The sequence below is a fragment of the Blastococcus tunisiensis genome (assembly GCF_900112815.1).
In the GTDB taxonomy this organism is placed as follows: domain Bacteria; phylum Actinomycetota; class Actinomycetes; order Mycobacteriales; family Geodermatophilaceae; genus Blastococcus_B; species Blastococcus_B tunisiensis.
In genome coordinates, this window is the sequence record NZ_FOND01000001.1 from 453,057 (window position 1) to 477,813 (window position 24,757).

Consider the following 24,757-nt stretch of genomic DNA (forward strand, 5'->3'; position numbering starts at 1 on the left):
CGAGAGGTGATCGTGCCCGAGACCATCAACCAGACGTCCGCACCGGCCCGCGCCCGGGAGGAACGCCCCGTCACCGGCGCCTCCGTCGTGGTCGAGGACCTGCGCATCAAGTACGGGGAGACCGAGGCGGTCAAGGGCATCAGCTTCTCGATCGCGCCCGGTGAGTTCGTCACCCTGCTCGGGCCCAGCGGCTGCGGCAAGAGCACCACGCTGCGCTGCATCGCCGGGCTGGAGCCGCCCTCCGCCGGTCGGATCACGATCGACGGCCAGGTCGTGGCCACCGCGCAGAACCAGGTGCCCCCGGAACGGCGGGGCGTCAACATGGTGTTCCAGTCCTACGCGGTGTGGCCGCACATGACGGTGACCGGCAACGTCGGCTACGGCCTCGCGAAGATGCCCAGGATCGAGGCGCAGGCCCGCGTGGCGGAGGTCCTCGACCTCGTCGGCCTGAGCCCCTACGCGAGCCGGTACGGAACGGAGCTCAGCGGTGGCCAGCAGCAGCGGGTCGCGCTCGCCCGCGCCATCGTCACCCGTCCCAAGGTCATCCTCTTCGACGAGCCGCTGAGCAACCTCGACGCCGGCCTCCGGGAGCAGATGCGCTTCGAGCTGCTCGAGCTGCAGCGCACGGTCGGGGTCACGAGCATCTACGTGACCCACGACCAGACCGAGGCGATGTCGATGTCCGACCGCGTGGTGCTCCTGCGCGACGGTCTGATCGAGCAGGAGGCCGCGCCGCGCGAGATCTACCGCCGTCCCCGGTCGCGGTTCGTGGCCGAGTTCGTGGGCCGGGCGAACATGATCGGCGGCACGGTGGCCGAGGGCGGGCGCACGCTCACCACCGAGCTGCCCGGCGTGACGGTCACCGGTGCGGAGGGCGCCGACGAGCCGGTGGGCGCACGCAGCGTCGCGGTCTTCCGGTCGGAGGACGTGCTGCTCGGCGACGCGGCCGGCGGCTGCGAGAACCGCTGGCCGGCGACGGTGGAGCGGGTCACGTTCCTCGGCCGGTTCCTCGACGTCACGCTGGACGTGGGCGGCACCGTGGTGCGGGCGGAGCTGCGGGCCGACGCAGCCGTGGCGGAGGGCGAGCGCACGACCCTGGGCGTGCGCGCGGCGGACGTGCACTTCGTCCCGGCGGCGGAGCTGTAGGCACGTGCGGATCACCGATGCCGAGATCCTGACCTGCGCCGCCGGCACCCGCTACTGGTCGTACCTGAAGATCAGCACCGACGACGGCGTGACCGGGTGGGCGGAGTTCACCGACGGCATGCTCTCCGCGCACGGGATGGCCGGCGTGGTGCGCCGGCTGGCCTCCTTCGTGCTGGGCGAGGACCCCACGTGCTGGCGCCGGATCGAGCAGCTGCTCCGCTCCCGCACCCGGGAGGCGGAGGACGGGCTCAACCGGCGGGCCGTCGGCACGGTCGTCAACGCGTGCCTGGACGTCGCTGCCCGGGCCCGCGGCCTCAGCGTGGCGGAGCTGCTCGGGGGACCGCTGCGGCGGGAGTTCCGGCTGTACTGGTCGCACTGCGGCCTCGGCCGGATCCGCCTCGCCCAGGCGGGGCTGGCCGAGCCGCTGCGCTCCCTGGACGACGTCCGACAGCTGGGTGCCGACGTCGCCTCCGCCGGCTTCTCCGCCCTCAAGACCAACCTGATGACGGTCGGGCCGGACGGCGCCCGGCTGCAGCTGTCCTCGTGGGGCGGACCGGGCTGGCCGGAGCTGGAGCCCGATCCCCGCGTCGTCGGCGGGGTCTGCGACGTCCTCGACGCCCTCGGGGACGGGGCCGGTCCCGGGGTGGAGCTGTTCATCGACGTGAACCACAACGTCAAGGGCGAGGGCATCGCGCGACTCGCGGACCGGTTCGGTGAGCACGGCCTGGACTGGTTCGAGATCGACTCCGACGAGATCGCGCCGCTGGCGCACGCCCGCAGCCGGCGCGGCCCGCGCATCGCGTCGGGGGAGACCTACACCGGGCTGCGTTCCTTCCGGCGGCTGTTCGAGGCCGGCGCCGTGGACGTGCCCATCGTCGACGTGGCGTGGAACGGCCTCCCGGAGGCGCTGCGCGTCGCGGACCTCGCGCACAACTTCGACCTCAACGTGGTGCCGCACAACTACGGCAGCCATCTGCTCACCTACATGAGCGCCCAGTTCGCCGCGCTGGTGCCCAACTTCGCGATCTTCGAGATCGACGTCGAAGGGGTCCCCTGGCGCGACGAGGTCGTGCCGCCGCCCGACGTCGTCGACGGCCGGCTGCAGCTGCCGAGCGGCCCGGGATGGGGCGCCGAGGTGGACGAGGAAGCCCTGCGCCGGCACCCCGTCGAGGAGGGCTGACATGGCGACCGAGGTGGTGGCGCTCGAGGCGTTCCCCGTCACCGCCGAGTTCGACACGCCACCGGACCCGCTCAGCCTCGGCACGGCGGGCCGCCGGGACATCGTGCTGGTGAAGGTCACTTGCGCCGACGGGACGGTCGGCTGGGGCGAGGCGTTCCACGGCCACGCCGGTTCGGCCGTCGCGGAGATCGTGCGCACGACCATGCAGGACGTCGTGGTCGGGCGCGACGTCGGCGACAGCGCCGGGGTGAACGCGGAGACGGACGAGCGGTTCCTGTCCGGTGCCGGGATGGCCGGCGGGTTCTCGCTCGCGCTCAGCGGCATCGACCTGGCCCTGTGGGACGCCTACGGCAAGCACCTCGGCCAGCCGGTGCACCGCCTGCTCGGCGGCGCGACCACCCGGTTCCAGACCTACGCGGGGGGCTTCACCCTCGGGTTCACCAGCCCTGAGCGGCTGGTGGCCGCGATCGGCGCCCTCGTCGATCGCGGCTTCTCCGCCGGGAAGGTGCGGGTCGGGGAGCGGCTGGACCACGACCTGGCGAGACTGCGCGCGGTGCGGGAGGCCTTTCCCGACTTCCGGATCATGACCGACGCCAACACCGGCCCGAACTACGACGTCGCGGCGCTCGCCGGAGCGGCTGCCGGTCTCGGGCTCGACTGGCTCGAGGAGCCCTACCCCCGGAGCCGCATCGCGGACTTCGTCCGGCTGCGCGCGCGTGGCTCGGTGCCCGTCGCCGCGGGGGAGAACCTCGCCGGGGCGGCGGCCTTCGCCGAGTGGGTCCACCGCGGAGCGCTGGACGTCGTGCAGCCCGACGTGAGCCGGGCGGGAGGGCTCACCGAGTCGTTGCGCATCGGGGCGCTGGCCCTGGCCGCCGGACTCCGCCTCGCGCCGCACATCTCGCACGGCGTCATCAACCACGCCGCGACGCTGCACCTGCTGTCGGCGCTGGGCCGGGACACCGTCTTCGAGGCCGACCCCACCCCGGTCAACCCGCTCCGGGACGGTCTGCTGAGCGGGGGCGTCCGGCTCGACGGTGGGACCGCCGTGCTGGTCGACGCGCCGGGGTTCGGCGTGCAGGTGGACGAGGAACGCCTCGGGGCGTTCGCCGGCCGGACCGGGTCGCCCTGGCCGCGGCCGACGAGGTACGGGAGGACCGCATGAGCGCGATCAGGCGCGTGAGGCTGCAGACGCTGCGCTGGACCCGCCGGGGGCGGGCGTTCGACCGGTTCCTGCCGGTCGCGTCGGACTCCGACAGCGAGAGCCCGGGCGCCGGGTGGGTCCTCACCATCGAGTCCGACGCCGGGACGGGCCGGCACGTCTGGAGCACCGGGATCAACGGCTTCGCGGCCGCCGCCGTCCCGCAGGTCGCGCACTGGCTGCTCGGGCAGGACCCGTTCCAGCGCGAGCGGATCTGGAGCGACCTCAGCCACTTCTGGCGCAAGCACGACCGCACCGGCATCGGCTGCATCGACATCGCGCTGTGGGACCTGGCCGGCCGGGCGTACGGGGTCGGCGTCTCCCAGCTGCTCGGCGGGTACCGCACGGCCCTGCCGGCCTACGTGTCCACGCTGCACGGGGCCGCGACCGGGTCGCTGTCCAGGCCGGAGGACTACGCGGACTTCGCCGTCCAGTGCGCAGAGCTCGGGTACACCGCCTTCAAGATCCACGGCTGGAACGGTGAGGACATCCCGCGGGAGGTCGCCAACGTCCTCGGGGTGCGCGCCGCGGTCGGCGAGCGGATGGCGCTGATGCTCGACCCGTCGTGCGGCTACTCGACGTTCGCCGACGCGCTGCGCGTCGGCCGGGCCTGCGACGAGGCCGGCTTCTTCTGGTACGAGGACCCGTACCGGGAGGGCGGGATCTCCGTCCATGCCCACCGTCGCCTCGGGGAGCTGCTGACGACGCCGCTGATGCTGGGCGAGCACGTCCGCGGGTTCGCCGCCCACGTGGACCAGATCGCCGGCCGAGGGACCGACTTCGTGCGGGCCGACGCCGACCTGGACGGCGGGATCACCGGCGTCATGAAAATCGCCCACGCCGCCGAGGGGTTCGGGCTGGACGTGGAGCTGCACGGCCCGGGCCCGGCGCACCGGGCGTGCATGTCGGCGATCCGCAACACCAACTTCTACGAGCTGGCGCTGTCCGCGCCGAGCCTGCTGCGGGCGTCGGACGACTTCCCGGTCTACCTCGACTACAGCGACGACGTGCTGGCCGCGGGACCCGGTGGCACGTTCCCGGTGCCGGGAGGTGCCGGGCTCGGCGTCGAGCTCGACGACGACTGGATCGACGCGCACGTCGTCGACGAGTTCGTCGCGGGCTGACGGCCGGGGGCGGAGGCCCGGGCGGCGGCACGGCCGGTGCGGGAGATCTGCCTCAACCGTTGCCGAGGACGCGGTCGACCGCGATCTCCAGGACCACGCGGGCCGGGTTCTCGCGCGGCTGCCGGTAGCGGACGGCGTACCGCGCCACCGCGTCGGCGACCGACGCGGCGTCGTCCTTCACCACCGCCGTCCCCTCCAGGGTGATCCAGCGCCGGCCGTCGACCTGGCACACGGCCACCCGCCGCTGCCCGGCGCGCACGTGCCGGGCCTTGGCCGACGTGCCGGAGGTGATGACCCTGGCGACGGCGGTCGCCGGGTCGAAGGTGACGCCGACCGGCACCACGTGGGGGCTGCCGTCGGCGCGCAGGGTGGTGAGGGTGGCCAGGTGCCGCTCGGTGAGCAGCTCGCGCAGGCCGGGGCCGAGGTCATGGGGATCGTGGGACACGCGGGAAGGCTAGTGACGGGCGCGGGACCGGCCGCTGCGCCGTACTGGCTGATCCCGGCGCGCAGGCCGCCTACGCTGGGGTCGTGGTGTTCCAGAAGCTTCTCCGTGCCGGCGAGGGCAAGCTCGTCCGTCGGTTGTCCAAGATCGCCGATGCGGTCGAGTCCCACGCCGACGAGACGGCCGCGCTCAGCGACGCGGAGCTGCGGGCCCGGACCGACGAGTTCAAGGAGCGGTACGCCGACGGTGAGTCGCTGGACTCGCTGCTCCCGGAGGCGTTCGCCGTCGTCCGCGAGGCCGCCACCCGCACCCTCGGCCAGCGGCACTACCGGGTCCAGCTGATGGGCGGGGCCGCGCTGCACCTGGGCAACATCGCCGAGATGAAGACCGGAGAGGGCAAGACCCTCACCGGCGTGCTGCCGGCCTACCTCAACGCGCTGACCGGCGACGGTGTGCACGTGGTCACCACCAACGACTACCTGGCCTCGCGCGACGCCGAGTGGATGGGCCGAGTGCACCGCTTCCTGGGCCTGACCGTCGGCACGATCGTCTCGGGCCAGCGTCCGGACGTCCGCCGCGAGCAGTACCAGTGCGACATCACGCACGGCACGAACAACGAGTTCGGCTTCGACTACCTGCGCGACAACATGGCGTGGAGCAAGGCCGACCTCGTGCAGCGCGGCCACCACTTCGCGATCGTCGACGAGGTCGACTCCATCCTCATCGACGAGGCCCGCACCCCGCTGATCATCAGCGGCCCGGCCGAGACCAGCGCCAAGTGGTACGGGGAGTTCGCCCGGATCGCGCCGATGCTCGAGCGCGACGTCCACTACGAGGTGGAGGAGGGCAAGCGCACGGTCGCCATCACCGAGGAGGGCGTCGAGTTCGTCGAGGACCAGCTCGGCATCGAGAACCTGTACGAGGCGGCGAACACCCCGCTGATCAGCTACCTGAACAACGCCCTCAAGGCCAAGGAGCTGTTCAAGAAGGACCAGCAGTACATCGTCACCAACGGCGAGGTGCTCATCGTCGACGAGTTCACCGGGCGCGTGCTGTCCGGCCGCCGCTACAACGAGGGCATGCACCAGGCCATCGAGGCCAAGGAAAAGGTGCAGATCAAGGACGAGAACCAGACCCTCGCCACGATCACGCTGCAGAACTACTTCCGGCTCTACGAGAAGCTGTCCGGGATGACCGGCACGGCCCAGACCGAGGCCGCCGAGCTCAACCAGACCTACAGCCTGGGTGTCGTCCCCATCCCGACGAACCGGCCGATGGTCCGGCAGGACATGTCCGACGTCATCTACAAGACGGAGCAGGCCAAGTTCGACTCCGTCGTCGAGGACATCGCCGAGCGGCACGAGGCCGGGCAGCCGGTGCTCGCCGGTACGGCCAGCGTCGAGAAGTCCGAGGTGCTGTCGAAGTACCTGCTCAAGCGGGGCATCCCGCACGAGGTGCTGAACGCCAAGAACCACGCCCGTGAGGCGGCGATCATCGCCCAGGCGGGGCGGCTCGGGGCGGTCACCGTGGCCACCAACATGGCCGGCCGCGGTACCGACATCGTGCTCGGCGGGAACCCGGAGTTCATCGCCGACGAGACCCTGCGGGCCCGTGGGCTGTCCCCGGCGGAGACGCCGGAGGAGTACGAGGCGGCCTGGGACGACGCGCTGGCCGAGGCCAGGGCGCAGGTCAAGGCCGAGCACGAGCAGGTCGTCGAGGCCGGTGGGCTCTACGTCCTGGGCACCGAGCGGCACGAGAGCCGGCGCATCGACAACCAGCTGCGCGGCCGCTCCGGACGCCAGGGCGACCCGGGGGAGTCGCGGTTCTACCTCTCCCTGGGCGACGACCTGATGCGCCGGTTCAACGGCCCGATGCTCGAGTCGATGATGAACACCCTGCGGGTGCCCGACGACCAGCCGATCGAGTCGAAGATGGTCAGCCGGGCGATCCTCTCGGCGCAGACCCAGGTGGAGCAGCAGAACTTCGAGGTCCGCAAGGACGTCCTGAAGTACGACGAGGTGCTCAACCGGCAGCGCACGGTCATCTACGACGAGCGCCGGAAGGTGCTCGACGGCGAGGACCTGCACGTGCAGGTCCGGACGATGGTCGACGACGTCGTCAGCGCCTACGTCGACGGCGCGACGGAGATCGGCTACGCGGAGGACTGGGACCTCGCGCAGCTGTGGGCCGGGCTGAAGGCGCTGTACCCGGTGGAGCTGGACATCCAGGAGCTGCTGGACCGGACGTCGGACGGTGACCAGTCCGCGCTGTCGGCGGAGGTGCTCAAGCAGGAGCTCCTGGACGACGTGCACCGGGCCTACGAGACGCGCGAGGCCGCGCTCGGCTCGGAGGTCATGCGCGAGCTGGAGCGGCGGGTGCTGCTGTCGGTGCTGGACCGCAAGTGGCGCGAGCACCTCTACGAGATGGACTACCTGCGGGCCGGCATCCACCTGCGCGCGATGGCCAACCGCGACCCGGTCGTGGAGTACCAGCGCGAGGGCTACGACATGTTCAACGCGATGCTCGACGGGATCAAGGAGGAGTCCGTCGGCTTCCTGTTCAACCTCGAGGTGAAGACGAAGCAGCAGCAGGACGCCGAGGCGACGGCCAAGCAGGCCGAGGCCGAGGCCAAGGCGCTGGCCGCCGCCCAGGAGGGCACCGCCCGCGTCCTGGCCCGCCAGGCCGCGGAGGCCACCCGCGCCGCGCAGGGCCCGTCGGCCGCCGCGCCGTCGGCTCCCGCGGCTCCCGTGGCGGGGGCTTCCGCGCCTCCCGCTCCCTCGGCCCCGGCTCCGTCGGCCCCGGCTCCGTCGGCCCCGGCGCCTGCGGCCGGCAACGGGACGGCGACGCCCACGGCCCGCCGGACGCGGACGGCGCCGGCGGCCCCCGCGGCGGAGGTCCCGCCGCCGGTGGCCCCTCCCGCACCGGCGACGGGGCCGCAGCTCGACGTCAAGGGGCTGGACGCGCCCCAGCGCGACCCGGAGCGGCTCAGCTACTCCGCGCCCAGCCTGGACGGCTCCCCGGCGGAGTCGGGCAAGGCCAAGGCGGCCAAGTCGGCGACGGTGTCCGGGACGAAGGAGACACCACGCAACGCGCCCTGCCCCTGCGGGTCGGGCAAGAAGTACAAGTTCTGCCACGGCGCCGCCAGCTAACTGGCCAGATACAGGTAACACCGCATCTGACCTGCGCGAATACCGTTGACCAGCGATGGTCGGAACTGCGAGCCAACGGCTGTCCTGCGGACTATTTGCGGACTGCCTGTAGACGAGTCTGGGGCCCGATGTCACCCCAGGCAGTCGTGGGCAGGCTGGCGCCAGCCTGGGCGGACGGGCGCCGGCGGCGGCTCGAGCGCGGGCGTCGTTCTCGATCCGGGCCGGGAGGGCGCTGGCCGACTTGCAGCGGCTGCTGAGGTGTGGATCGGTCGCGCGAGCCGCGGTCCTCGAACCGTAGACCAGCGCGATCCGCGCATGCTGATGAACAGCAGCTCGCACAGCTCGGTCTTGAGGGCGCCGTCGCAATCTCGGAAGCCGGATCTCGTCATGCCACGGCGCATCGCCGCGCGCGGCCGCCGCAGCTCGCCGTCGGTGCGGGCCGCCGTCCACAGCCAGGCCAGCGGTCGCTGCTGAGGGCGGCGCCGCAGTCGAGGCAAACGATCCTCCAGAAGTACGGCCTGTGGAGGAGAGGTCGTCGTCCACAAATCGAGGCGAACGGCACCGAGCAGAAGCCCGAGCGCGACAGGCTCTGTGGATACCAGGGGCGGTCGGGCGCCGGCCGCCGGCGCCATGCACGGACGGAGATGCGCCGTGATGCTTCAGCCACCAACCGCCGGCTTCAGTGTCTTCGAGATCAAACAGGCGTTGATGCGGGGGGCGGGCGGTGATCACGGGACCGAGTCCGGCCTGGTCCTTCTGATGGTCGGGGACTGGTTGCCCCAGCTGCATCGGGCCAACCTGATCACCGTCGAGGCCTGCCTCGACGGCTCCTGCGGCGACGGGCCGATAGCAAAGCTGGACTGGGCCGTCGTCGCCGCGGCGCTGCACGAGGGGCGGCTGGCTGGCAGTTCCGGCGAGCTCACTGTGCTCCGCGTGGCCGCCAGCCTTGCCCACGGTCTTCTGGTGGATCTCGGGGAGCTGGCCGCGGGTCTGGATCGGCAGAGCATCGGCGCCGTGCAGGCCGCGATCGCCTTCGCTACGTATGACCCCGACGTCCGTCGCGGGATCATCAATGACGCTGCGGACACCGGAGCGGCACCACCGCAAGGACCGGCGTGACGTCCCTTCGACACACAAGCTGATCGGACCGGCGGTCCCGGCCGAGGCCGGCACTGGATCCCGATCAGGCGTCGCGCTGAGCCTCGAACGCCTGGAAGCGGGCTTCCGGTTCGGTTGCCAGCGAACCTCATCAGAGGGCGGTCGCGGGTTCAGTACAGGTAGCGGTCGATGCCGGAGCCGTGCGCCCAGATGTGGTTCATGCGGTCGGCGGTGCGGGCATGGGCGGCTTCCTCAGTGTCGCTGAGCACGCAGCCGGTGCCGGGCGGGGTGGCTCGCAGCCGGGCGGTGAGGAGTCGGGTGTCATCGGTGGGGACGAGGTCGAGCAGTCCGGCCAGCCGTGCGAGAAGCGAGACCAGTTCGGTGCGACCGCCCGGGCGACAGCCGCCGGCGAGCTGCTCGGCGAAGGTACTGACCAGGTCGGCGATGTCGGGGTTCAGCCGGGGGGGCCGAGGGCAGCGGCGGTTGCGCACAGGAGCTCGATGTCGGCGGCGGGCAGGGTGAGCGCGGTCATCGGCGCGTGCTCGTAGCGGCCGCCCGGGGTGAGCAGCCGCCCGCGCCCGGGTCCCTGGGACTGGGTGGGCGCCAGGGCGGCGACCAGTCGCTGGACGGCGGCGAGAGCGACCCGGTCGGCCAGCGGCGCCTGCAATCGCAGCGGCTCGGTGTCGGTGCCGGGATCCTGCCGGTCGTCGTCCTCCCATGTGCTCAGGCACAGAAGGATCTCTTCGAGGGCGCGCAGCGGGGTCAGCGGCTCGCCGTCGAGGTCGACGACGAGCACGATCCGCTGCCCTGGCCGGGTTTCCTCGCTCGGTCCGGGGTGGCCGGTCGGCTGCTCAGTCACGGGCGGACCACCGCTCGGTAGCGGACTGGCCGGCCATACCGGCGGCCCGCCCGATGTCGGCCCACGAGGCCCCGGCCTTGACTGCGGCGCGCACCGCCTCGTCCAGGGAGCGGGCGGCGGCGGCCTGCCAGGCAGCGGCCGCCTCGACGTCCTCGAGGGCTTGCCATCCGGCGATGTGGCGGCGCCATTCCTGCCGCACCCGGTTCTCGTCGGCGGCCTCCAGATCGGCCCACGGGGCGGTGACGGCGAGCCGCCGCGCCGCCGGGTCGGCCAGCTCCGGTGGTACGCGGGTCCAGGGGGTGCCGCGCCAGCCGCAGGTGCAGCCGGCGACCCAGCCGACGACCGCGGCATCGGGGCGCCACTCCTCGGCCTGCTCGATCACCTCCAGGCGGACCTGGCCGCTGGTGTGGGCGTGCACGATCCTGTCGCTACGGATGAGCGTGCCGTCCTGCCAGAGGCCGTCGGCGGTGGAGCCGTCGCGGTAGGTCAGCCGCACCCGGTCGCCGTTGCACGGCCCGTCGTCCGGTGAGCGGGCGATCAGCCGACCGCGGGCGCTGCTGGTGCCGGCGCCTTGCGCGCCGTCGGCGAACAGCGGCACCACCCAGCCCTCGTGCTCCTGGTCGTCGACGACCGGGCCCATCCATCCCATCGCTCCTCCTCTCGGTGATGTGAGCGTCGCCGTTCCGGCGCTGCCGGAGCCCGTCCTATTCGGCTTCTGTGGATGGCCGTTGTTGTCCACAGTCCGAGGTGGCTACAGACCGCACTGCGTGCCCGGGGTCCGAAGCGGCCCGCGCCCATCGGGCCGCTCTCCGGAGGCGGGGGCTATCGGCGCGGGGACTGGGCTGCTTGTGCGTCGATCCAGGTGCACAGGTCGGCGCGGCGGTAGAGGACGCGCCGGCCGACTCGGAAGCTGTTCGGGCCGGTACCGAGGTGTCGCCAGTACCGGAGGGTGGCCACCGGCGCGCGGAGCACGTCCGCGGCCTCGGTGATGGTGAGCAACTCGGGCTCGTGGTCGGCGGTGGGGTCGGGCATGGCTGGCTCCCGGGGTCGTCGGTGGTGGGCGGTGCCTTCACCACAGAAGGCGCCATTTCGGGCCCGGTGGTGACACTTCACAGCCAGCTTTCTCGGACTGTCTCCGGTTGTTCTCCTGTAGCGGCCGCCCCTGGCGTCACCTGCCAGGGACCCTTCATCTGCCGACGCCGGGGGGCGGCGCCGAGACCGCCGGTGGACGGCCCCAGTCCTGCGGCTGGGGTTCGGCCTCGTCCTGGTAGGCGGTCCCCTGGGACCGCCCCCGTTCGTCTCCTACCGAGGCCCGGTGTCCGCCGCGACGCTGTGCCTGGCCGACGCCGACGTGCGCCGCCCGCGCGCTGAAGCACGTTCTCCGGTAGGCCGACGACAGTCGGGGTACCCGTGTGCCGCCGGACCTGGAGAATTACTGGAGTTTCTCTGCTGACTGGGGTTCCTCCAGTCGTCCTGCAGCCAGCCGATGCAGGCCGTGAGCATCGGGGCGCTTGTGCGCAATTTGGTCCCTGTGGACAAACGCGCCGGTCCGCAACATCCGGACGGACGTCCTCGGGCGGGCGCTGACCTGGCCACGCTCGACTCATGGCGCTGGACACAGCACTCGGGACACGACGCGCCCGCCCGGGCCGTGATCGGGCGGCCAGGGGCGTCCGCGACGTGGCGGTTGATCGGGGCTCCCTGACCGGTGAGCGCGCCGACATCGTCGTCGCGCTGCGGCCGGTAGGGCGGGTCCGGAGCACCCTTCGGGCCACGCTGCGCGTGGCGCCGGCTTCGCCGTCGTTAACGACCGCCTGCGGCGGGCTGTCCTTGCTGGTCCCCCGACCCGTCCGGCAGCTCAGCGTAGGGGCCTCCCGCGCCGTCTCCTCCCGACCGGACCAAGATCCTTCTGCCCTTCGGGCGCTGCGCTGCGGAAGCAGTCTTGGTCCGGTCGTCCCCCGCCGTCGCTCCCGGCCCCTGAGCAGAGCTCTGTGCCGGACGGGCCGGGGGAATGGGTGGCAGGACACCTATTCCGCAGTCCCTCCCGTACCGGCTTCGGCTCCAGTTCCGGGAGGGTCCAGATGACCAGCGACAGCACCAGAATCAGCACCGCGGCCAGCGGCACGAGCAGCAATCGGACAGGCAGGGGCAGCCGGAGCCGGCGGCCGCTGAGTCCGGCGCAGCGGGAAGCCGCCGACGCCGCCCGGGCCGCGAAGATCGCCGCCCTGCACGACCAGATCGGTGAGCAGGTCGAGCAGCTGACCGCCGATCCGCAGTGGCGGGCGATGCTGGATGTCGCCGCGAAGTTCCACACCTACAGCCTCAACAACCAGCTCCTGATCGAGCTGCAGGCCGCGCGGCTGGGCATCAGCCCGACCCGGGTCGCCGGTTTCGGCACCTGGAAGGCGCTGGGCCGCAGCGTGGTCAAGGGCTCCACTGGGCTGGCGGTCCTGGCGCCGTGCACCTATACGCCCAAGGGCACCGGTACCGGCACCGGGCAAGACGCCCGTCAGGCGGCGGCCGCCGCCGCGTCAGCATCGGGGGTAGCGGGGACGGCGGGGGAGCCGACCGGCGGGGACGACCGGCCGGCCGGGGCGCGGGTGCTGCGCGGGTTCCGGGTCGCCCACGTCTTCGACATCTCCCAGACCCAGGGCGACCCGCTGCCCGACATCGCCCCTGAGCTGCTCACCGGTGACGCCCCCGCCGCCCTGTGGGAGGCGCTGGCCGCCCAGGTCGCCGCGCACGGCTACACGCTCACCCGCGAGGCCTGCGGGGAGGCCAACGGCCTCACCGACCCGCGAGCCCGCACCGTGCAGGTCCGCCCGGACGTCGCCGACGCGCAGGCGGTCAAGACCCTCGCCCACGAACTGGCGCACATCCAGTGCGGGCACACGGCCGAGGGCTTCGACTATCGGGGCTGCCGCGGGCGGGCGGAGGCCGAAGCCGAGTCGGTCGCCTACATCGTCACTGCCTGGGCCGGGCTGGACTCCGGCGCCTACACCGTCCCCTACGTCGCCGCCTGGTCGGTCGGGGACACCGACGTCGTCCGCGCCGCCGCCGCGACGGTGACCGCCGCCGCCCGCCGCATCCTCGACCACCTCGACGACGCCCCGCCCGCCGGGCCGGTCGCGCAGCCCGCCGGCGCCCGCGGCCTCGCCACCGCCTGAGCCGGGGGAGCGCGACATGACCGCCGACAGCCCCCGCACCGAGAGCACAGCCACCTGGCAGAGCATCGAAGGAGAATCCGCCATGACCACGGCCACGACAGTCACCGCCCTGAACACCGGTCGGGAGAGGACGCCCGACGGGCCTTCCGGGGCCGAAATGGCTCACAGTGCCGGGATCGAGCAGCGCGAGACCGAGCACTTTTCGACCCGGCCGGCACCGGCAGTGCACCTGCCGACACGGCCGAGGACAGCGGGCAGGCACACCGGCTGGTGTGGCTTGGCCCCCGGGGGGCTGGCCGTGCACCCTCGCAACATCCGCGACGACCTCGGTGACCTGTCCGGGCTAGCCGACTCCATCGCCGCCCGGGGCGTGCTGGAGGCCCTCACCGTGATTCCGCACGCCACCGCGCCGCCAACTGCACCCGGGACGCCGGGACGCCGGGACGCCAGATCGTCGCCGGGCACCGGCGGGCGGCCGCCGCGATCCTCGCCGGCCTCACCTCGGTGCCGTGCGTGCTGCGCCCCGACCTCGCCCTCGACGGTGCCGACGCCGACGGCGACCGGTCCGCCCAGGCCGGTCACATTGGCGCGATGCTCGCCAAGAACCTGCACCGCCAGGGCCTGTGCGCGCAGTGGAGGAGGCCCCGGGGCGTGTAGGCGAGCTTGACCTCGGCGTCCCCCTGGCCAGAGTGGCCAAGTCCACCGGTCTCGGCCGCGAACAGGTTGCCAAGGCCGCCGCCGTCGTCCTCTACGCCGACACCGCCGCCGCCCTGATCGCGGCGGCGGGGGAGGGGCCGGGGCGGTTTCACCATGCGCTGACCCGCGCCAAGCAGGCGAGGCAGGAAGCCGAGGGGGCAGCCGCCCTGCTGGCGGAGCTGACCGCCGCTGGGCGCACCGTCCTGGACGAGGACAGCGGCCGCGTCCGCAACCGGCTGGCCGACCTCGAGCAGAAGCCAGTTCTGCCTATGACTTGAGTCACAGTCCGCTTTGTCGGGCGCCGTACCGAGGGGTAGCCCCTACCTTTTCGGGGGGACGGCGCCGCCTCCAAGGGCAGTGGAGACGGCGCCGCCACTGCAAGGTCTACTCCGAAATTCATCTAACAGCGCTGAGTCTCGCCATGGGATGTCGAACGGCCTCCCGGGCTGCTGCCCGGGAGCAGCATCCGGGATGCCGTCATGCCCAGCTACCGCCTCCTGGCCGGATGCGCCACGGTTCTTGAGGACTTCGACGTGGAGGACGACCGCCAGGCCATCGACCACGCCCGCCAGCTTTCGGTCGATTTTCCATGGGAAGCGGGGACCTTCCAGGCCCGGTGGGGCTACTTTCAGCTCGAACGGCGAGACGGGTACCGATGGCAGATAATCTTCGCCTGGGTGCCGCAGGATCAGTGCCCGCGCACGCCCTGAACCCGACCTCGGCCTCGACCGGGAGGCCTTGCGCACAGCGAGGACTAGGGGCTGCGATTTGCGGTGGGGAGTTGGCGTGCGGCAGGCCTGGCAGCGCCCCATGCCTGGGCCCGGTCGGCGGCTGGACCCGACAGTCTCAGGGTCGCTTCGTCGGTAGGCCGATCGGGCGACGAATCATCGTCCGGTTGGCCCTACCGACTGGTGCCTTCCGTGGCGAACCAGGCGGCGGCCAGAGGGGCCGGCGACCTGGCGACGGCGAGCTGGTCTTCGTGGAGCCAGTGATGGGGATGCCGTCCGTACCTCTCGAGAGGCATCCACAACATCTGCGCTGGGGTTCTCATAGCTTCCCCGAAGCCGGACTCGTGAGCCCGCAGACGGGTGACGTGCCCAGGGGTGAGAATGTGCAGGCGTGCGAACGTGCGGTTGAGTTCCTCGCGGGTGGTGGTGGCAACGATGAACACCACCAGGTCACGGACGGTGGGCTCGTGGCACCACCAGGACCAGACCCGGAGCGCGCGGGGAGTGCCTGCACCGGCGTAGCCGGGCTTGGCATGGGCAGAGCTGTTATCGACGTGCACGGCCTCGTCGCGCGGAGTGGGCATCTGCCAGGAATCGGTCGCGGCGATCGTCACATGAAGCCGCCGGAGACGCATCTCGCTCTTTTTGATGAGGTTTCGCTCGATCGGTGACTGTGAATGGATCTCATCCCGTCTGCTACTCCGCGGCATCTGAACGGGTTTTTCCGGCCACAGTTGACCATAGATTGTGCGACCAGATCCCGGCGGGCCAACGAAGAGCCCCGGCGGGTGTGCTTCTGGTGCGTTGGCCTATGGATTTTACCTGTATTTCCAAGCCGAACCTGTCGTCAACCCGTGCAGCAGTCCCGTCGAGTTTGTCAGTGACGGATATAGCCCGAATGGGTGCATGCCCCTCGACAGTCTAAAGCCTGGCGTTACTGCGTCGATATGGCTTGAGTGATCGTTGGTCGGAGGGGGTTTAGCGTGCGCCGAGTCTTTATGTCGAGGCCGCTCCTGCTGATTGTCGGCGCCCTCATTCTGGGCGCCATGGTCTGGCTGATTCGGGGCGTTGAAATCCGGGGCCAGGAGCGCGCCGACGCCCAGGGCGCGACGACCGCGGAGGTGATCGCCGCAACGGTCGTGCATCCCCGTCTCGGCGCGAGTGATCTCGCCCAGGGGCAGTTCTCGGCTGAGGACCTTGCCGGGCTGCGTGATGACGTCGATAGGCTGCGTGCTGACGGACAGCTGCTGGGGCTGGGCGTGTGGAGGCTGGACGGCATGCCTCTGTTCGACAGCTCTCCGGCCTCGGGTGCGCTGCGGGTGTCTGACCGCGACGTCGTGCGTGCGCGGCAGGGTGACTCGTGGACGGAATCCGGGGGCGCTGCGGACGGGCACGCTCAGCTGCGGGTCTTTATTCCCTCACGGACCGCGGAGGAGGGTGCCGGTTCGGATGGGTCGCTGGTTCAGGTGGTGATCCCGCACGGTGACCTCACCGCGGCCGCGCAGGACAGGCTGCTGCGTCAGCAGACGTCGGTCATTGTGATCTTCGGGCTGCTCATCGCCGGTCTGGTGTGGTTGCGACACCGCCTCCTGCGGCGCGAGCGGCACGCCCGCCACGACCCGCTCACGGGCCTGCTGAACCGCCGTGCCCTGTACGAGGACGCCCGCGGCCTGCTGGCCAAGGCCAGCATCAAGCGCCCGCTCGCGTTTCTCCTGCTCGACCTGAGCGAATTCAAGTCCGTCAACGACACTCTCGGTCACACCGCCGGGGACCTGCTGCTGCAGCGCGTGGCGGCCGTTCTGCAGGCAGGGGTGCGGGCGGAGGATCTCGTGGTCCGCCTCGGGGGCGACGAGTTCGGTGTTCTGCTGACCCACCTTCCCGACACCGCCGCCGCGCAGGACCGGGCCGAGCAGATCCTCCGCCGGCTGCGGGAGGCCCCGTTCACCGTGGAGGGTGTCGACCTTGCCGTCGACGCCAGCATCGGGGTTGCGCTCGCCCCCGAGCACGGCAGGACCCTGCCCGAGCTGCTGCAGCGCGCCGACGTGGCTATGTACCAGGCCAAGCGCAGCCGCCGCGGCACCGTCGTCTATGACCCGAAGACCGACGAGCACACCGTCGGGCAGCTGGCCATGGTCACCGACCTGCGTCGAGCCCTCGACAACGAGGAGTTCGTGCTGCACTACCAGCCCAAGGTCTCGCTCCGGGACATGCAGATCACCAGCGTGGAGGCGCTGGTGCGCTGGCAGCACCCGACCCGGGGCCTGCTGCCGCCCGGGGAGTTCCTCCCGGTTCTGGAACGCTGCGGACTGATGCGGCCGCTGACCCGCTGGGTTCTCCGCGAGGCCATCCAGCAGGCCGCCAGCTGGCGCCGGGCCGGCATGCCGCTGCAGGTGGCTGTCAACATCAGTCCCCGCAGTCTCGTGCAGGACGACCTGCCGGCCCGGGTCCTGGCCGCGCTTCTGGCAGCCGAGCTGCCGGCGGCGCTGCTGCAGCTGGAGATCACCGAGACGGCGGTGATGACCAATCCCGAACGCGCCGCGTTCGTGCTGACACAGCTGCAATCCCGGGGCGTCGAGGTCGCCATCGACGACTTCGGCGCCGGCTACACCAGTCTCGCGTTTCTCCGCATCCTGCCCATCACCGCGCTGAAGATCGACCGCAGTCTGATCAAGGACATGCTCGACCATGACGAGGACGAGGCGGTCACTTCGGCCGTGACTGACCTCGCCCACCGGCTGGGCTTCAGCGTGATCGCCGAAGGCGTCGAAACCGAGGCGCTGCTCGACCGGCTTGCCGCGCTGGGCTGCGACCAGGTGCAGGGGTACGTGATCAGTGCACCGCTGCCTCCTGCCGCCCTCGAAGGGTGGCTCGCCGACTGGCAGTCCCGCAGCAGCCCCTCCGTCGAGAACGCTGCGGCCTCATAAGCGCCTCATCAACAATCTGCGTCTCGCGCGCGGGAAGGAGGGGTTCAAGGTGTCACTTCGAATGGCCGACATGCTCGGAGTGAAGCTGCGTAGGCGCCTGACACCCCGCGTCGGGGCTGCGGCCCGTCATGTCGCGCATCGCGGCCGCGATGCATGGCAGTCGCGCAAGCCGATCTGGGTTCCGAAGCTTCGGCGTGGAGGCAAGGTGGTGGCGGTAGCGGCGGCGTTGGCCGCGCTGATCGCCCTCGGCTTTAAGGGGCAGCTCAGCAGGGAGCTGGCTGCCTTCTCCCCACTCGCCTCCGGATCCGTGGCGGAGACGGAAGGCGAGAGTGCATTGGTTCCCCTACCGTCCCCATGGGATGTCGTCATCGACAAGGTCCGAGACGTCGCTCCGGCTGTCTCGCGGCCGCACATCGGATTTGCGCCATTGGGCGATGTGTCGCTCACCCCCGAGTCCGGCGCGGACGCCGGTGGGGCCTCATCGGCAACGGCGGCGGGTCAGAGCGGTCAAGCCCATGTCATGAGCACACCGTCCGCTCTTGCCGTGGCGGTGGCGGTGGCAGTCGGGGTGATGGTCGTGCGGCGCATGCGCCGGGAAGGCAAGGACTCGACTTCCGACGGTGACGGCGATCCCGCCGCGGAACCATCGAACGTGGATACGCCGACGCGGGAGCCGAGAAACGCGGCGACAAGCGAGAGCCGGCCACCTGCCAGTGGACAACAACAGGCACCCCGGCCACCAATCGACCCACGTCGCGGAAAGAATGGCGACGGCCAAGCTCGGCCGGTGCCCGTGCCCGCAGACCACACCAAGCAAGTAGTCGCATCGGAGACGACGCGCGAGGAGCTCGGCAGCGCCGCAACCGCTGCCGGTGAGGAAAGCGCCCGCAGCGACACCTCACCGAGCAGCCGCGCTCAGCCGACGCCTCCAGTAACAGGGGCGCGTGCGGAACACTCGACCAGCCGGGTTGTGCTGTTTACGGCAACAAAGTGGTAGTAGCGATCGTTAGATCCGCCCCCCGCCAATGGCAGTCGGTCCCCGTACGAGCTCGTGCCTCAGTCCAGCGAAGTTCCAGGGGGTCGGGTCACGACCCGTCCCGAGGGGCGCCCAGGTCCATGACCTCGGTGACGCCGTCACCCGATGCGCGGAGAGCTATGCTCCGACCAACGACATAAAAACAACCCAATCGAGGTGTGTCACGGACGACTCGAATGATGTTGTGCAAGACACGCCCACCGTTTGTCTCAGAGTTACACGTATGCGTCGATGTGGCCGGGACAAAGCAAACAGTTCAAAGTTGAGCCAGGGAGTCTGAGTGATTGTCAGCTGCAAGGCGAGGACGCCTGCCACCGACCTGCAAGTAGCCACCGGCGTGTCCGACGTCCTCGACCGTCGGGCCGCTTCGAAGCGACCTCCGACCACACTGGTCGTCTCCGATGCCATCGCCCTCGGAATCGCGGGACTTTTCAGCAGCGCAACCCCTTCCGGTCGCGTGCTCGATCACTTCTACAGGCGCGGCTCGATAGACGGCACTGACCTAATCGAAGCGGCACGAGTCGAGCAAGGCTTCGCATCCCCGGAAGGGCATGCGGCACTGCACTGCCTCATCGGGTGGGCGCGGAGTCGCTTGAATGGTCAACTCAAAGTCTAGGTGTCCAGCGACCACTCGAGCACCACGGAGAAGTCGCCAGCAGAAGGAGCCCCGGCGATCGCTAAGCCGTGCGCCCGATGTCAGCCAGGCCGCTAGCCTCCCAGGAGACACCCGCGAGTCCTCGCGCGTAAACCTTACGATGATCATCCAACGATTTGGCGAGTTCCCCCGGATAAGCGATGGTCGCCGATGCGGCTAATGACCATCCCAAGGCTTCGCTAAAGAGACGGCACGCATGCTACCTTTGGAGATAGGTCGGGCCCCGCTTTGCGGGGCCCATCTCCGTTTCTAGGGGTGACTTGTTGGTCATTGTCGGGTGGCGTTGAGAATGCATGGCGGGATGAAGGTCTACGCCGGTGCGCCGGCGGCTGCCCGGCAGTACGTGGAGGCCGACCGGGGCCGGGCGGATGACTACTACCTCACCGAGGGCGCCGGCGTCGCCCGCCGGTTCGGCGTCACCCAGGGGCGGGTGACTGAGTTGGCGCCGCTGACCGGTGCCGCCTACGAGACGTGGGTGGCCGGCTGTGACCCGGGCACCGGGGAGCCGCGGGGGCAGCTGCGTGGCGACGGGCATGCGGTGCGGTTCGTCGAGGTGGTGGTCAACGGTCCGAAGACGTGGTCGCTGGCGGCCGCGCTGCATCCGGACATCGCGCTGGCGTACGACGCGGCCCAGGCCCGGGCGGCCGAGCAGATCATCGGCTGGCTCGGGCACCACGCCACCACCAGGGTCGGTCCCCGTGGCGGGCAGGTGCAGGTGCCGGTCGAGGTGGCCGAGGCGGTGACGGTGGCGCACTACACGTCGCGGGCCGGGGACCCGCACCGCCATCTGCACCTGCAAATCAATGCCCGCGTGTTCGCGGCCGGAAAATGGCGCGGACTGCACACCGTCGGCGTCCGCGATTCACTCGCTGCAATCAACGGTATCGGACACGCCGCGGTCGCCTGCGACCCGCAATTCCGCACCGCGCTCGCCGCCCACGGGTACGCATTGGATGCAACCGGAGAAGTGCACGAGCTCGCCCACTACGTCGGTCCCTTCAGCGCACGAACCGCGCAGATCGCCCGGAACATCGACACCTACGAACGAGAATGGGCCGAGGCGCATCCCGGCGAACGCGCCGGACCGGCGTTGCGCCGGGCCTGGGACGCGCGAGCGTGGGCAGCGGGCCGCCCGGACAAGGTGCTGCCCCAGCCGGGGGAGGACCTCACCGCAGGGTGGCTGACCGAGCTGGTGGCCCTGGGTTACCTCGACCGGAATGTTGCGGTCGGCCTGACACCCACCCCGGTCGGCGGCCTGGACCGGGAGCAGGCGGTGGAGCGGGTGCTGGCCCGGCTGGGCGCCGCCCGCTCGGCGTGGAACGCCGCCGACGTGCGCGGGGAGGTCGAACAGCTGCTCGCCGCCGCTGGCATCGTCACCGACCCGGCGGTGCGCACTGAACTCGCCGAAGACCTCACCGCCCGCACAATGGACCGCTGCGTGCCGCTGCTGGACCGCGGCGCGGTGCCCGCGCACATCCGAGCCTGGACCTCGACCCCGGTGCTCGCCATCGAGGTCGACCTCACCGCCCGTCTCGCCTCCCGCGCCACCGGGCGCCCGGCCGGCGTCCCGGACACCGACCCGACACCGCCCGTCGACGTCGCAGCCGGTTCCGCGCGGCTGGATGCCGGACAGGCCGCGGCGGTCGCCGCGCTCGCCGGCCCGCGGCGCCTGGTCGTGATCGAGGGCGCGGCCGGCGCCGGCAAGACCACCACGCTGGCCGCCGCCAGGAACGCGCTCGCCGAGCAGGGGCGCCGGCTGGTGGTCGTGACCCCGACGCTGAAGGCGGCCCAGGTCGTCGCCGCGGAGGTCGGCGCGGTCGCCGGCTCGGCGGCCCGGCTCGCCTTTGACCACGGCTGGCGCTGGAATGATGACGGCGCGTGGACCCGCCTCGCCGTGGGCCACACCGACCCGGTCACCGGCCGTGCGTATGCCGGACCCGCGGAGGGGGCGCGGCTGCGGGCCGGTGACCTGCTCGTCTGCGACGAGGCGGGCATGCTGGATCAGGACACCGCCCGGGCCCTGCTGACGATCGCCGACGAGTGCCAGGTGCACGTCGCCCTGCTCGGTGACCGGCATCAGCTGCCGGCGGTCGGACGCGGTGGCGTCCTCGACCTCGCCGCGGCCCAGGTCGAACCGGCCGGGCACCTGACCCTGGTCGGGGTGCACCGTTTCACCCGCACCGACGCCACCGGCCGCACGACACCGGACACCGACTACGCCGAGCTGACCCTGGCGATACGCGCCGGCGAGAAGCCCGGGACGGTGTTCGACGCGCTGCTGGCCCGCGGGCAGATCCGGCTGCATCCCGACGCGCAGGCGCTGCGGGCGGCGCTCGCCGCGGACGCGGCCGACGGCTACACCGCGGGGGAGGACGTGGCCGTGGTGGTCGCCACACGTGAGCAGGCCGCCACCTTCAATGCCGCCATCCGGGACCGGCTCGTCACCGATGGCCGGGTCGACGACCGGCGCGTGGTCGTCACCGGGGTCGGGGAGCGGATCGGCGTCGGCGACCGGATCGCCACCCGCCGCAACGACCGCCACCTGCAGGTCGCCAACCGCGACACCTGGACCGTCACCGGCGTCGACAGGGACGGCGGGCTGCTCGTCACCCCCGACGGCACACCGCATGTCACCCCCACCGGCGGCGTGCTCGCCTCTGTCACCCCCGCCGTCACCCCGGCCGGGACAGGGGCGCGGCGGGTGCTGCCCGCCCACTACGTCACCGCGCACGTGGAACTGGCCTACGCAACCACCGCGCACGGCACCCAAGGCGACACCGTGACCGCCGCGCACCTGGTGGTCGGCGAGGACACCGGCGCGGCCGCCGCCTACGTCGGAATGACCCGCGGCCGTACCGCCAACACCGCACACCTCGTGGCGACCGACCCTGCCGAGGCGCGGGAGCAGTGGCTCGCGGTCTTCGCCCGCGACCGCGCCGACCTCGGCCCCGCGCACGCCGCCCGGCTGGCCGCCGCCGAGGCCGCCCGTTACGCCCGGCAGCGCCCGCTGGAGCAGGCGCTCGCCGACCTGCACTCCGCGTGGACGGCCGAGCAACGCTGCCTGGACCGGCTCGCCTCCGACCTGCCGCGCCGGGACGCCCTGCGCGAGATCGTCGCGCTCGGCTCCGCCCACGCCGACCGGGCCGCCGCGCTGACGGATGCCTATCGGCAGACGGGGACCGACGCCGGGTACGCCACGGCGCGCGCTGACGCCAGCGGCGCGGTCGTCACCGCCGAGATCGACCGGATCCGCGACACGCTGCTCGGCAGCTGGGACACCGGGCGTGACGCCGCCCGCGACGCCGCGCAGGTCGTGCTCGACGGCCCCGGACGGCTCCGGCTTCGGCGGGCGGCGGTGAACCGGGCTGGCGAGCAGCTGTTCGACTGGGCGGACGCCTGGCGGCCCTACCTACCGGCCATGCCCACAGACCCGCAGCAGATCGCGCGCCTGGCCGACCGGTCCGACGACCGACCGCGGCTGTGGACGGCCCTCGACTCCTACGCCCGCCACCACGCCGAACACGCCCATCCTCAGCACGCTCAGCTGCGCGCGACCGCAGCCACCGCACAGGAGGCCCACCGGCACGCCGGGGCCGCGGTGGCCGACGCGCGCCGTCAGCACGAGGACCGGCTCGCCCACTTCGGACCTCTCGCCTGGACCCTCGACCCGGCGGAGCGGCTGGCCGACGCCGACCGGGACATCGCCGTCACCCGCACAGAACTGGCCGCCGTTCGCGCTCGCATCGCGCGCCTGACGGCTGAGCCGGCCCTCCTCGTCCAGCCGACCGACTGCCTCGCCCGAGAGCGGGACACCTGGCGGGCCCGCCACGACTCCGAGCTCGCCACCACCCGGACACCTGCCGCCCCGTCGGCGCCACCGCAGATGGTCGTCCGGCCGCCGCGCCCCGAGGACGTCCGACAGCTCGCACTACATCTGGACGCGGGCCTGGGGATACCTCGGTGAATCCCCAGGGAGACGGGAGCGGGAAGACAAGTCCCAGTCGCGGTGTCAGCGTTCGGGTCAGCAGACGAGCCAAGCCGGGGCGGGCCAAAGCCAGAGTCACGACCAAGGAGGCGATGAGCAGTGGCGTCGATCTCGAGGCGGCCTGACGGCACATACCGTCCGCGGTACCGGGACGAGAACGGCAAGGAGCACGCCCGCCACTTCAAACGCAAGGTCGACGCCCAGCGGTGGCTCGACGAACAGACCGCGGCGATGGTGCGCGGCGACTGGGTCGACCCCCGCTCCGGCCGCGTCACCTTCGCCGAATACGCCGAACAGTGGCGGACGACGCAAGTCGTCCGCCCGACGACTGAACTTGCCTACGAGCGGCTGTTGCGACGCAATGTCTACCCGCGGCTGGGCGACCGCCCTATCGCGGCGATCAAGCCGAGCGAGATTCAAAGCCTGGTTGCGTGGCTCACCGTGGCCGCCGAGGACCATCCGGCACTAGCCCCACGGACGGTGCGCGTGACTCTCAGCGTCACCTCCGCGGTGTTCAAGTCGGCCGTCCGCGATCGCCGGCTTGTTGCCAATCCGTGTGTCGGCGTTCGACTCCCCGAGGTGCACAAGGCCCGCGTCCAGCCGCTGCTGACCACTTCGGTGACCGCACTACGAGAGGCCATGCCGCCCCGCTGGTGCGCCGCCGTGGTGCTCGGCGCCGGTACGGGAGTGCGTCAAGGTGAGATGCTCGGACTCGCCGTCGACCGTATCGATTTCCTGCGCCGGCAGATGCTGGTCGACCGGCAGTTGATCAACCTGCCTGGCCGTGCGCCGTACCTGGCCCCGGTGAAGACAGCCGCGTCCGTACGGACGATTCCGTTGCCGCAGACCGTGGTCGATGCTCTCGCAGCACACCTGGCCGCATTCCCGGCCGGGCGAGACGGCCTGGTGTTCGTAGGCGACGACGGGCGGCCGATGCTGCGGTCGGCTTGGTCGGGCAAGGTCTGGCGTCCCGCGGTAGTCACAGCCGGCTTGGATACGTCCGTCACCTTCCATACGTTGCGCCACTACTACGCCAGCCTGTTGATCCGGCACGGAGAATCGGTGAAGACGGTCCAGGCTCGTCTGGGGCACTCCTCGGCGGCCCAGACACTGGACGTGTACTCGCACCTCTGGCCGGACTCGGACGACCGGACACGGGACGCCGTCGACACGGTTCTGGGCGCTGTTGCGGACTCTCTGCGGACCGCCGAGAGCGAGGAGACCTAAATCTGCAGGCCAGACACGTAGTTGGCGCGCGGAGTCCAGAAGTACAAGTTCTGCCACGGAGCCGGCGCCCGCTGACGGGTGTCCCTCCCCGCTCGCGCCGCAACCGCGCCCCCGCCGATCCGATCGGCGGGGGCGCCGTCGCG

The 24,757-nt window shown here is 71.6% G+C and carries 20 protein-coding genes; 14 read left to right on the forward strand and 6 right to left on the reverse strand.

What is annotated here, in order from left to right:
- The first annotated feature begins 12 nt into the window (after positions 1-12).
- The 4 genes from BM142_RS02135 to BM142_RS02150 are packed head-to-tail and all read left to right on the forward strand — an operon-like array spanning position 13 to position 4,648.
- Positions 13-1,146: an ABC transporter ATP-binding protein gene (locus tag BM142_RS02135; protein WP_217640524.1), complete on the forward strand. Its 1,134-nt coding sequence runs from the start codon at positions 13-15 to the stop codon at positions 1,144-1,146.
- Between the two features lie 4 nt (positions 1,147-1,150).
- Positions 1,151-2,326 carry a mandelate racemase/muconate lactonizing enzyme family protein gene (locus tag BM142_RS02140; protein WP_092195096.1) on the forward strand — a complete coding sequence of 392 codons (1,176 nt, stop codon included), beginning with the start codon at positions 1,151-1,153 and terminating at the stop codon, positions 2,324-2,326.
- Position 2,327: 1 nt separating this feature from the next.
- Complete coding sequence (locus tag BM142_RS02145; RefSeq protein ID WP_092195097.1) at positions 2,328-3,488, forward strand: mandelate racemase/muconate lactonizing enzyme family protein; 1,161 nt, start codon at positions 2,328-2,330, stop codon at positions 3,486-3,488.
- On the forward strand, positions 3,485-4,648 hold the full coding sequence (locus tag BM142_RS02150; RefSeq protein WP_092195098.1) for an enolase C-terminal domain-like protein: 1,164 nt from the start codon (positions 3,485-3,487) through the stop codon (positions 4,646-4,648). Before BM142_RS02145 ends, BM142_RS02150 begins: the two co-directional genes overlap by 4 nt.
- Before the next feature lie 52 nt (positions 4,649-4,700).
- On the opposite strand, the gene BM142_RS02155 is transcribed toward BM142_RS02150, so the two are convergent.
- Positions 4,701-5,093: a pyridoxamine 5'-phosphate oxidase family protein gene (locus BM142_RS02155; protein ID WP_092195099.1), complete on the reverse strand. Its 393-nt coding sequence runs from the start codon at positions 5,091-5,093 to the stop codon at positions 4,701-4,703.
- Between the two features lie 83 nt (positions 5,094-5,176).
- On the opposite strand from BM142_RS02155, the gene secA reads away from it, so the two are divergent.
- Positions 5,177-8,239: a preprotein translocase subunit SecA gene (gene secA / locus BM142_RS02160; RefSeq protein WP_092195100.1), complete on the forward strand. Its 3,063-nt coding sequence runs from the start codon at positions 5,177-5,179 to the stop codon at positions 8,237-8,239.
- A 651-nt stretch (positions 8,240-8,890) separates the two neighbouring features.
- A complete protein-coding gene (locus BM142_RS02165) occupies positions 8,891-9,358 on the forward strand; it encodes a hypothetical protein (RefSeq protein ID WP_092195101.1) in 468 nt (155 codons plus the stop codon).
- 149 nt (positions 9,359-9,507) lie between these two features.
- Here the strand turns inward: BM142_RS02165 and BM142_RS24990 are convergent, their stop codons facing one another.
- The 4 genes from BM142_RS24990 to BM142_RS02180 all read right to left on the reverse strand — a co-directional run bounded on the left by BM142_RS24990 (position 9,508) and on the right by BM142_RS02180 (position 11,228).
- A complete protein-coding gene (locus BM142_RS24990; RefSeq protein ID WP_254790467.1) occupies positions 9,508-9,828 on the reverse strand; it encodes a hypothetical protein in 321 nt (106 codons plus the stop codon).
- A complete protein-coding gene (locus tag BM142_RS24995) occupies positions 9,792-10,196 on the reverse strand; it encodes a hypothetical protein (RefSeq protein ID WP_254790468.1) in 405 nt (134 codons plus the stop codon). Before BM142_RS24995 ends, BM142_RS24990 begins: the two co-directional genes overlap by 37 nt.
- Complete coding sequence (locus tag BM142_RS02175; RefSeq protein WP_092195102.1) at positions 10,189-10,845, reverse strand: hypothetical protein; 657 nt, start codon at positions 10,843-10,845, stop codon at positions 10,189-10,191. The genes BM142_RS24995 and BM142_RS02175 overlap by 8 nt, the downstream gene beginning before the upstream one ends.
- 173 nt (positions 10,846-11,018) lie before the next feature.
- A complete protein-coding gene (locus BM142_RS02180) occupies positions 11,019-11,228 on the reverse strand; it encodes a helix-turn-helix transcriptional regulator (RefSeq protein ID WP_092195103.1) in 210 nt (69 codons plus the stop codon).
- 1,049 nt (positions 11,229-12,277) lie between these two features.
- On the opposite strand from BM142_RS02180, the gene BM142_RS02185 reads away from it, so the two are divergent.
- The 4 genes from BM142_RS02185 to BM142_RS02195 all read left to right on the forward strand — a co-directional run bounded on the left by BM142_RS02185 (position 12,278) and on the right by BM142_RS02195 (position 14,769).
- Positions 12,278-13,363, forward strand: coding sequence for an ArdC-like ssDNA-binding domain-containing protein (locus BM142_RS02185; protein WP_175527046.1), 1,086 nt, complete (start codon positions 12,278-12,280; stop codon positions 13,361-13,363).
- A gap of 513 nt (positions 13,364-13,876) precedes the next feature.
- Entirely contained in the window at positions 13,877-14,020 is a 144-nt protein-coding gene (locus tag BM142_RS25000) for a hypothetical protein (protein WP_254790469.1), read from the forward strand.
- 32 nt (positions 14,021-14,052) lie between these two features.
- Positions 14,053-14,337 (forward strand): hypothetical protein, encoded by a 285-nt coding sequence (locus tag BM142_RS25005; protein ID WP_254790470.1) that lies wholly within the window; start codon positions 14,053-14,055, stop codon positions 14,335-14,337.
- A gap of 201 nt (positions 14,338-14,538) precedes the next feature.
- Complete coding sequence (locus tag BM142_RS02195; protein ID WP_092195104.1) at positions 14,539-14,769, forward strand: hypothetical protein; 231 nt, start codon at positions 14,539-14,541, stop codon at positions 14,767-14,769.
- A 191-nt stretch (positions 14,770-14,960) separates the two neighbouring features.
- Here the strand turns inward: BM142_RS02195 and BM142_RS02200 are convergent, their stop codons facing one another.
- Positions 14,961-15,401 carry a hypothetical protein gene (locus BM142_RS02200; protein WP_092195105.1) on the reverse strand — a complete coding sequence of 147 codons (441 nt, stop codon included), beginning with the start codon at positions 15,399-15,401 and terminating at the stop codon, positions 14,961-14,963.
- A 384-nt stretch (positions 15,402-15,785) separates the two neighbouring features.
- Between BM142_RS02200 and BM142_RS02205 the strand changes: the two genes are divergently transcribed.
- The 4 genes from BM142_RS02205 to BM142_RS02215 all read left to right on the forward strand — a co-directional run bounded on the left by BM142_RS02205 (position 15,786) and on the right by BM142_RS02215 (position 24,614).
- Positions 15,786-17,711 carry a putative bifunctional diguanylate cyclase/phosphodiesterase gene (locus BM142_RS02205; RefSeq protein ID WP_092195106.1) on the forward strand — a complete coding sequence of 642 codons (1,926 nt, stop codon included), beginning with the start codon at positions 15,786-15,788 and terminating at the stop codon, positions 17,709-17,711.
- 61 nt (positions 17,712-17,772) lie between these two features.
- Positions 17,773-18,708, forward strand: a complete 936-nt coding sequence (locus tag BM142_RS24060; RefSeq protein WP_139228740.1) for a hypothetical protein — start codon at positions 17,773-17,775, stop codon at positions 18,706-18,708.
- Positions 18,709-19,703: 995 nt separating this feature from the next.
- Complete coding sequence (mobF, locus tag BM142_RS02210; RefSeq protein WP_092195107.1) at positions 19,704-23,366, forward strand: MobF family relaxase; 3,663 nt, start codon at positions 19,704-19,706, stop codon at positions 23,364-23,366.
- A 120-nt stretch (positions 23,367-23,486) separates the two neighbouring features.
- Positions 23,487-24,614: a tyrosine-type recombinase/integrase gene (locus BM142_RS02215; RefSeq protein ID WP_092195108.1), complete on the forward strand. Its 1,128-nt coding sequence runs from the start codon at positions 23,487-23,489 to the stop codon at positions 24,612-24,614.
- Positions 24,615-24,757: the final 143 nt, after the last annotated feature.

Bases quoted from the DNA above. Each gene is read 5' to 3' on its own strand.
- mobF (WP_092195107.1), top strand. From the start codon at position 19,704: ATGAAGGTCTACGCCGGTGCGCCGGCGGCTGCCCGGCAGTACGTGGAG.
- BM142_RS02145 (WP_092195097.1), top strand. From the start codon at position 2,328: ATGGCGACCGAGGTGGTGGCGCTCGAGGCGTTCCCCGTCACCGCCGAG.
- BM142_RS02205 (WP_092195106.1), top strand. From the start codon at position 15,786: ATGTCGAGGCCGCTCCTGCTGATTGTCGGCGCCCTCATTCTGGGCGCC.
- BM142_RS02180 (WP_092195103.1), bottom strand. From the start codon at position 11,228: ATGCCCGACCCCACCGCCGACCACGAGCCCGAGTTGCTCACCATCACC.
- BM142_RS24060 (WP_139228740.1), top strand. From the start codon at position 17,773: ATGGCCGACATGCTCGGAGTGAAGCTGCGTAGGCGCCTGACACCCCGC.
- BM142_RS02185 (WP_175527046.1), top strand. From the start codon at position 12,278: ATGACCAGCGACAGCACCAGAATCAGCACCGCGGCCAGCGGCACGAGC.
- BM142_RS02175 (WP_092195102.1), bottom strand. From the start codon at position 10,845: ATGGGATGGATGGGCCCGGTCGTCGACGACCAGGAGCACGAGGGCTGG.
- BM142_RS02195 (WP_092195104.1), top strand. From the start codon at position 14,539: ATGCCCAGCTACCGCCTCCTGGCCGGATGCGCCACGGTTCTTGAGGAC.
- BM142_RS02150 (WP_092195098.1), top strand. From the start codon at position 3,485: ATGAGCGCGATCAGGCGCGTGAGGCTGCAGACGCTGCGCTGGACCCGC.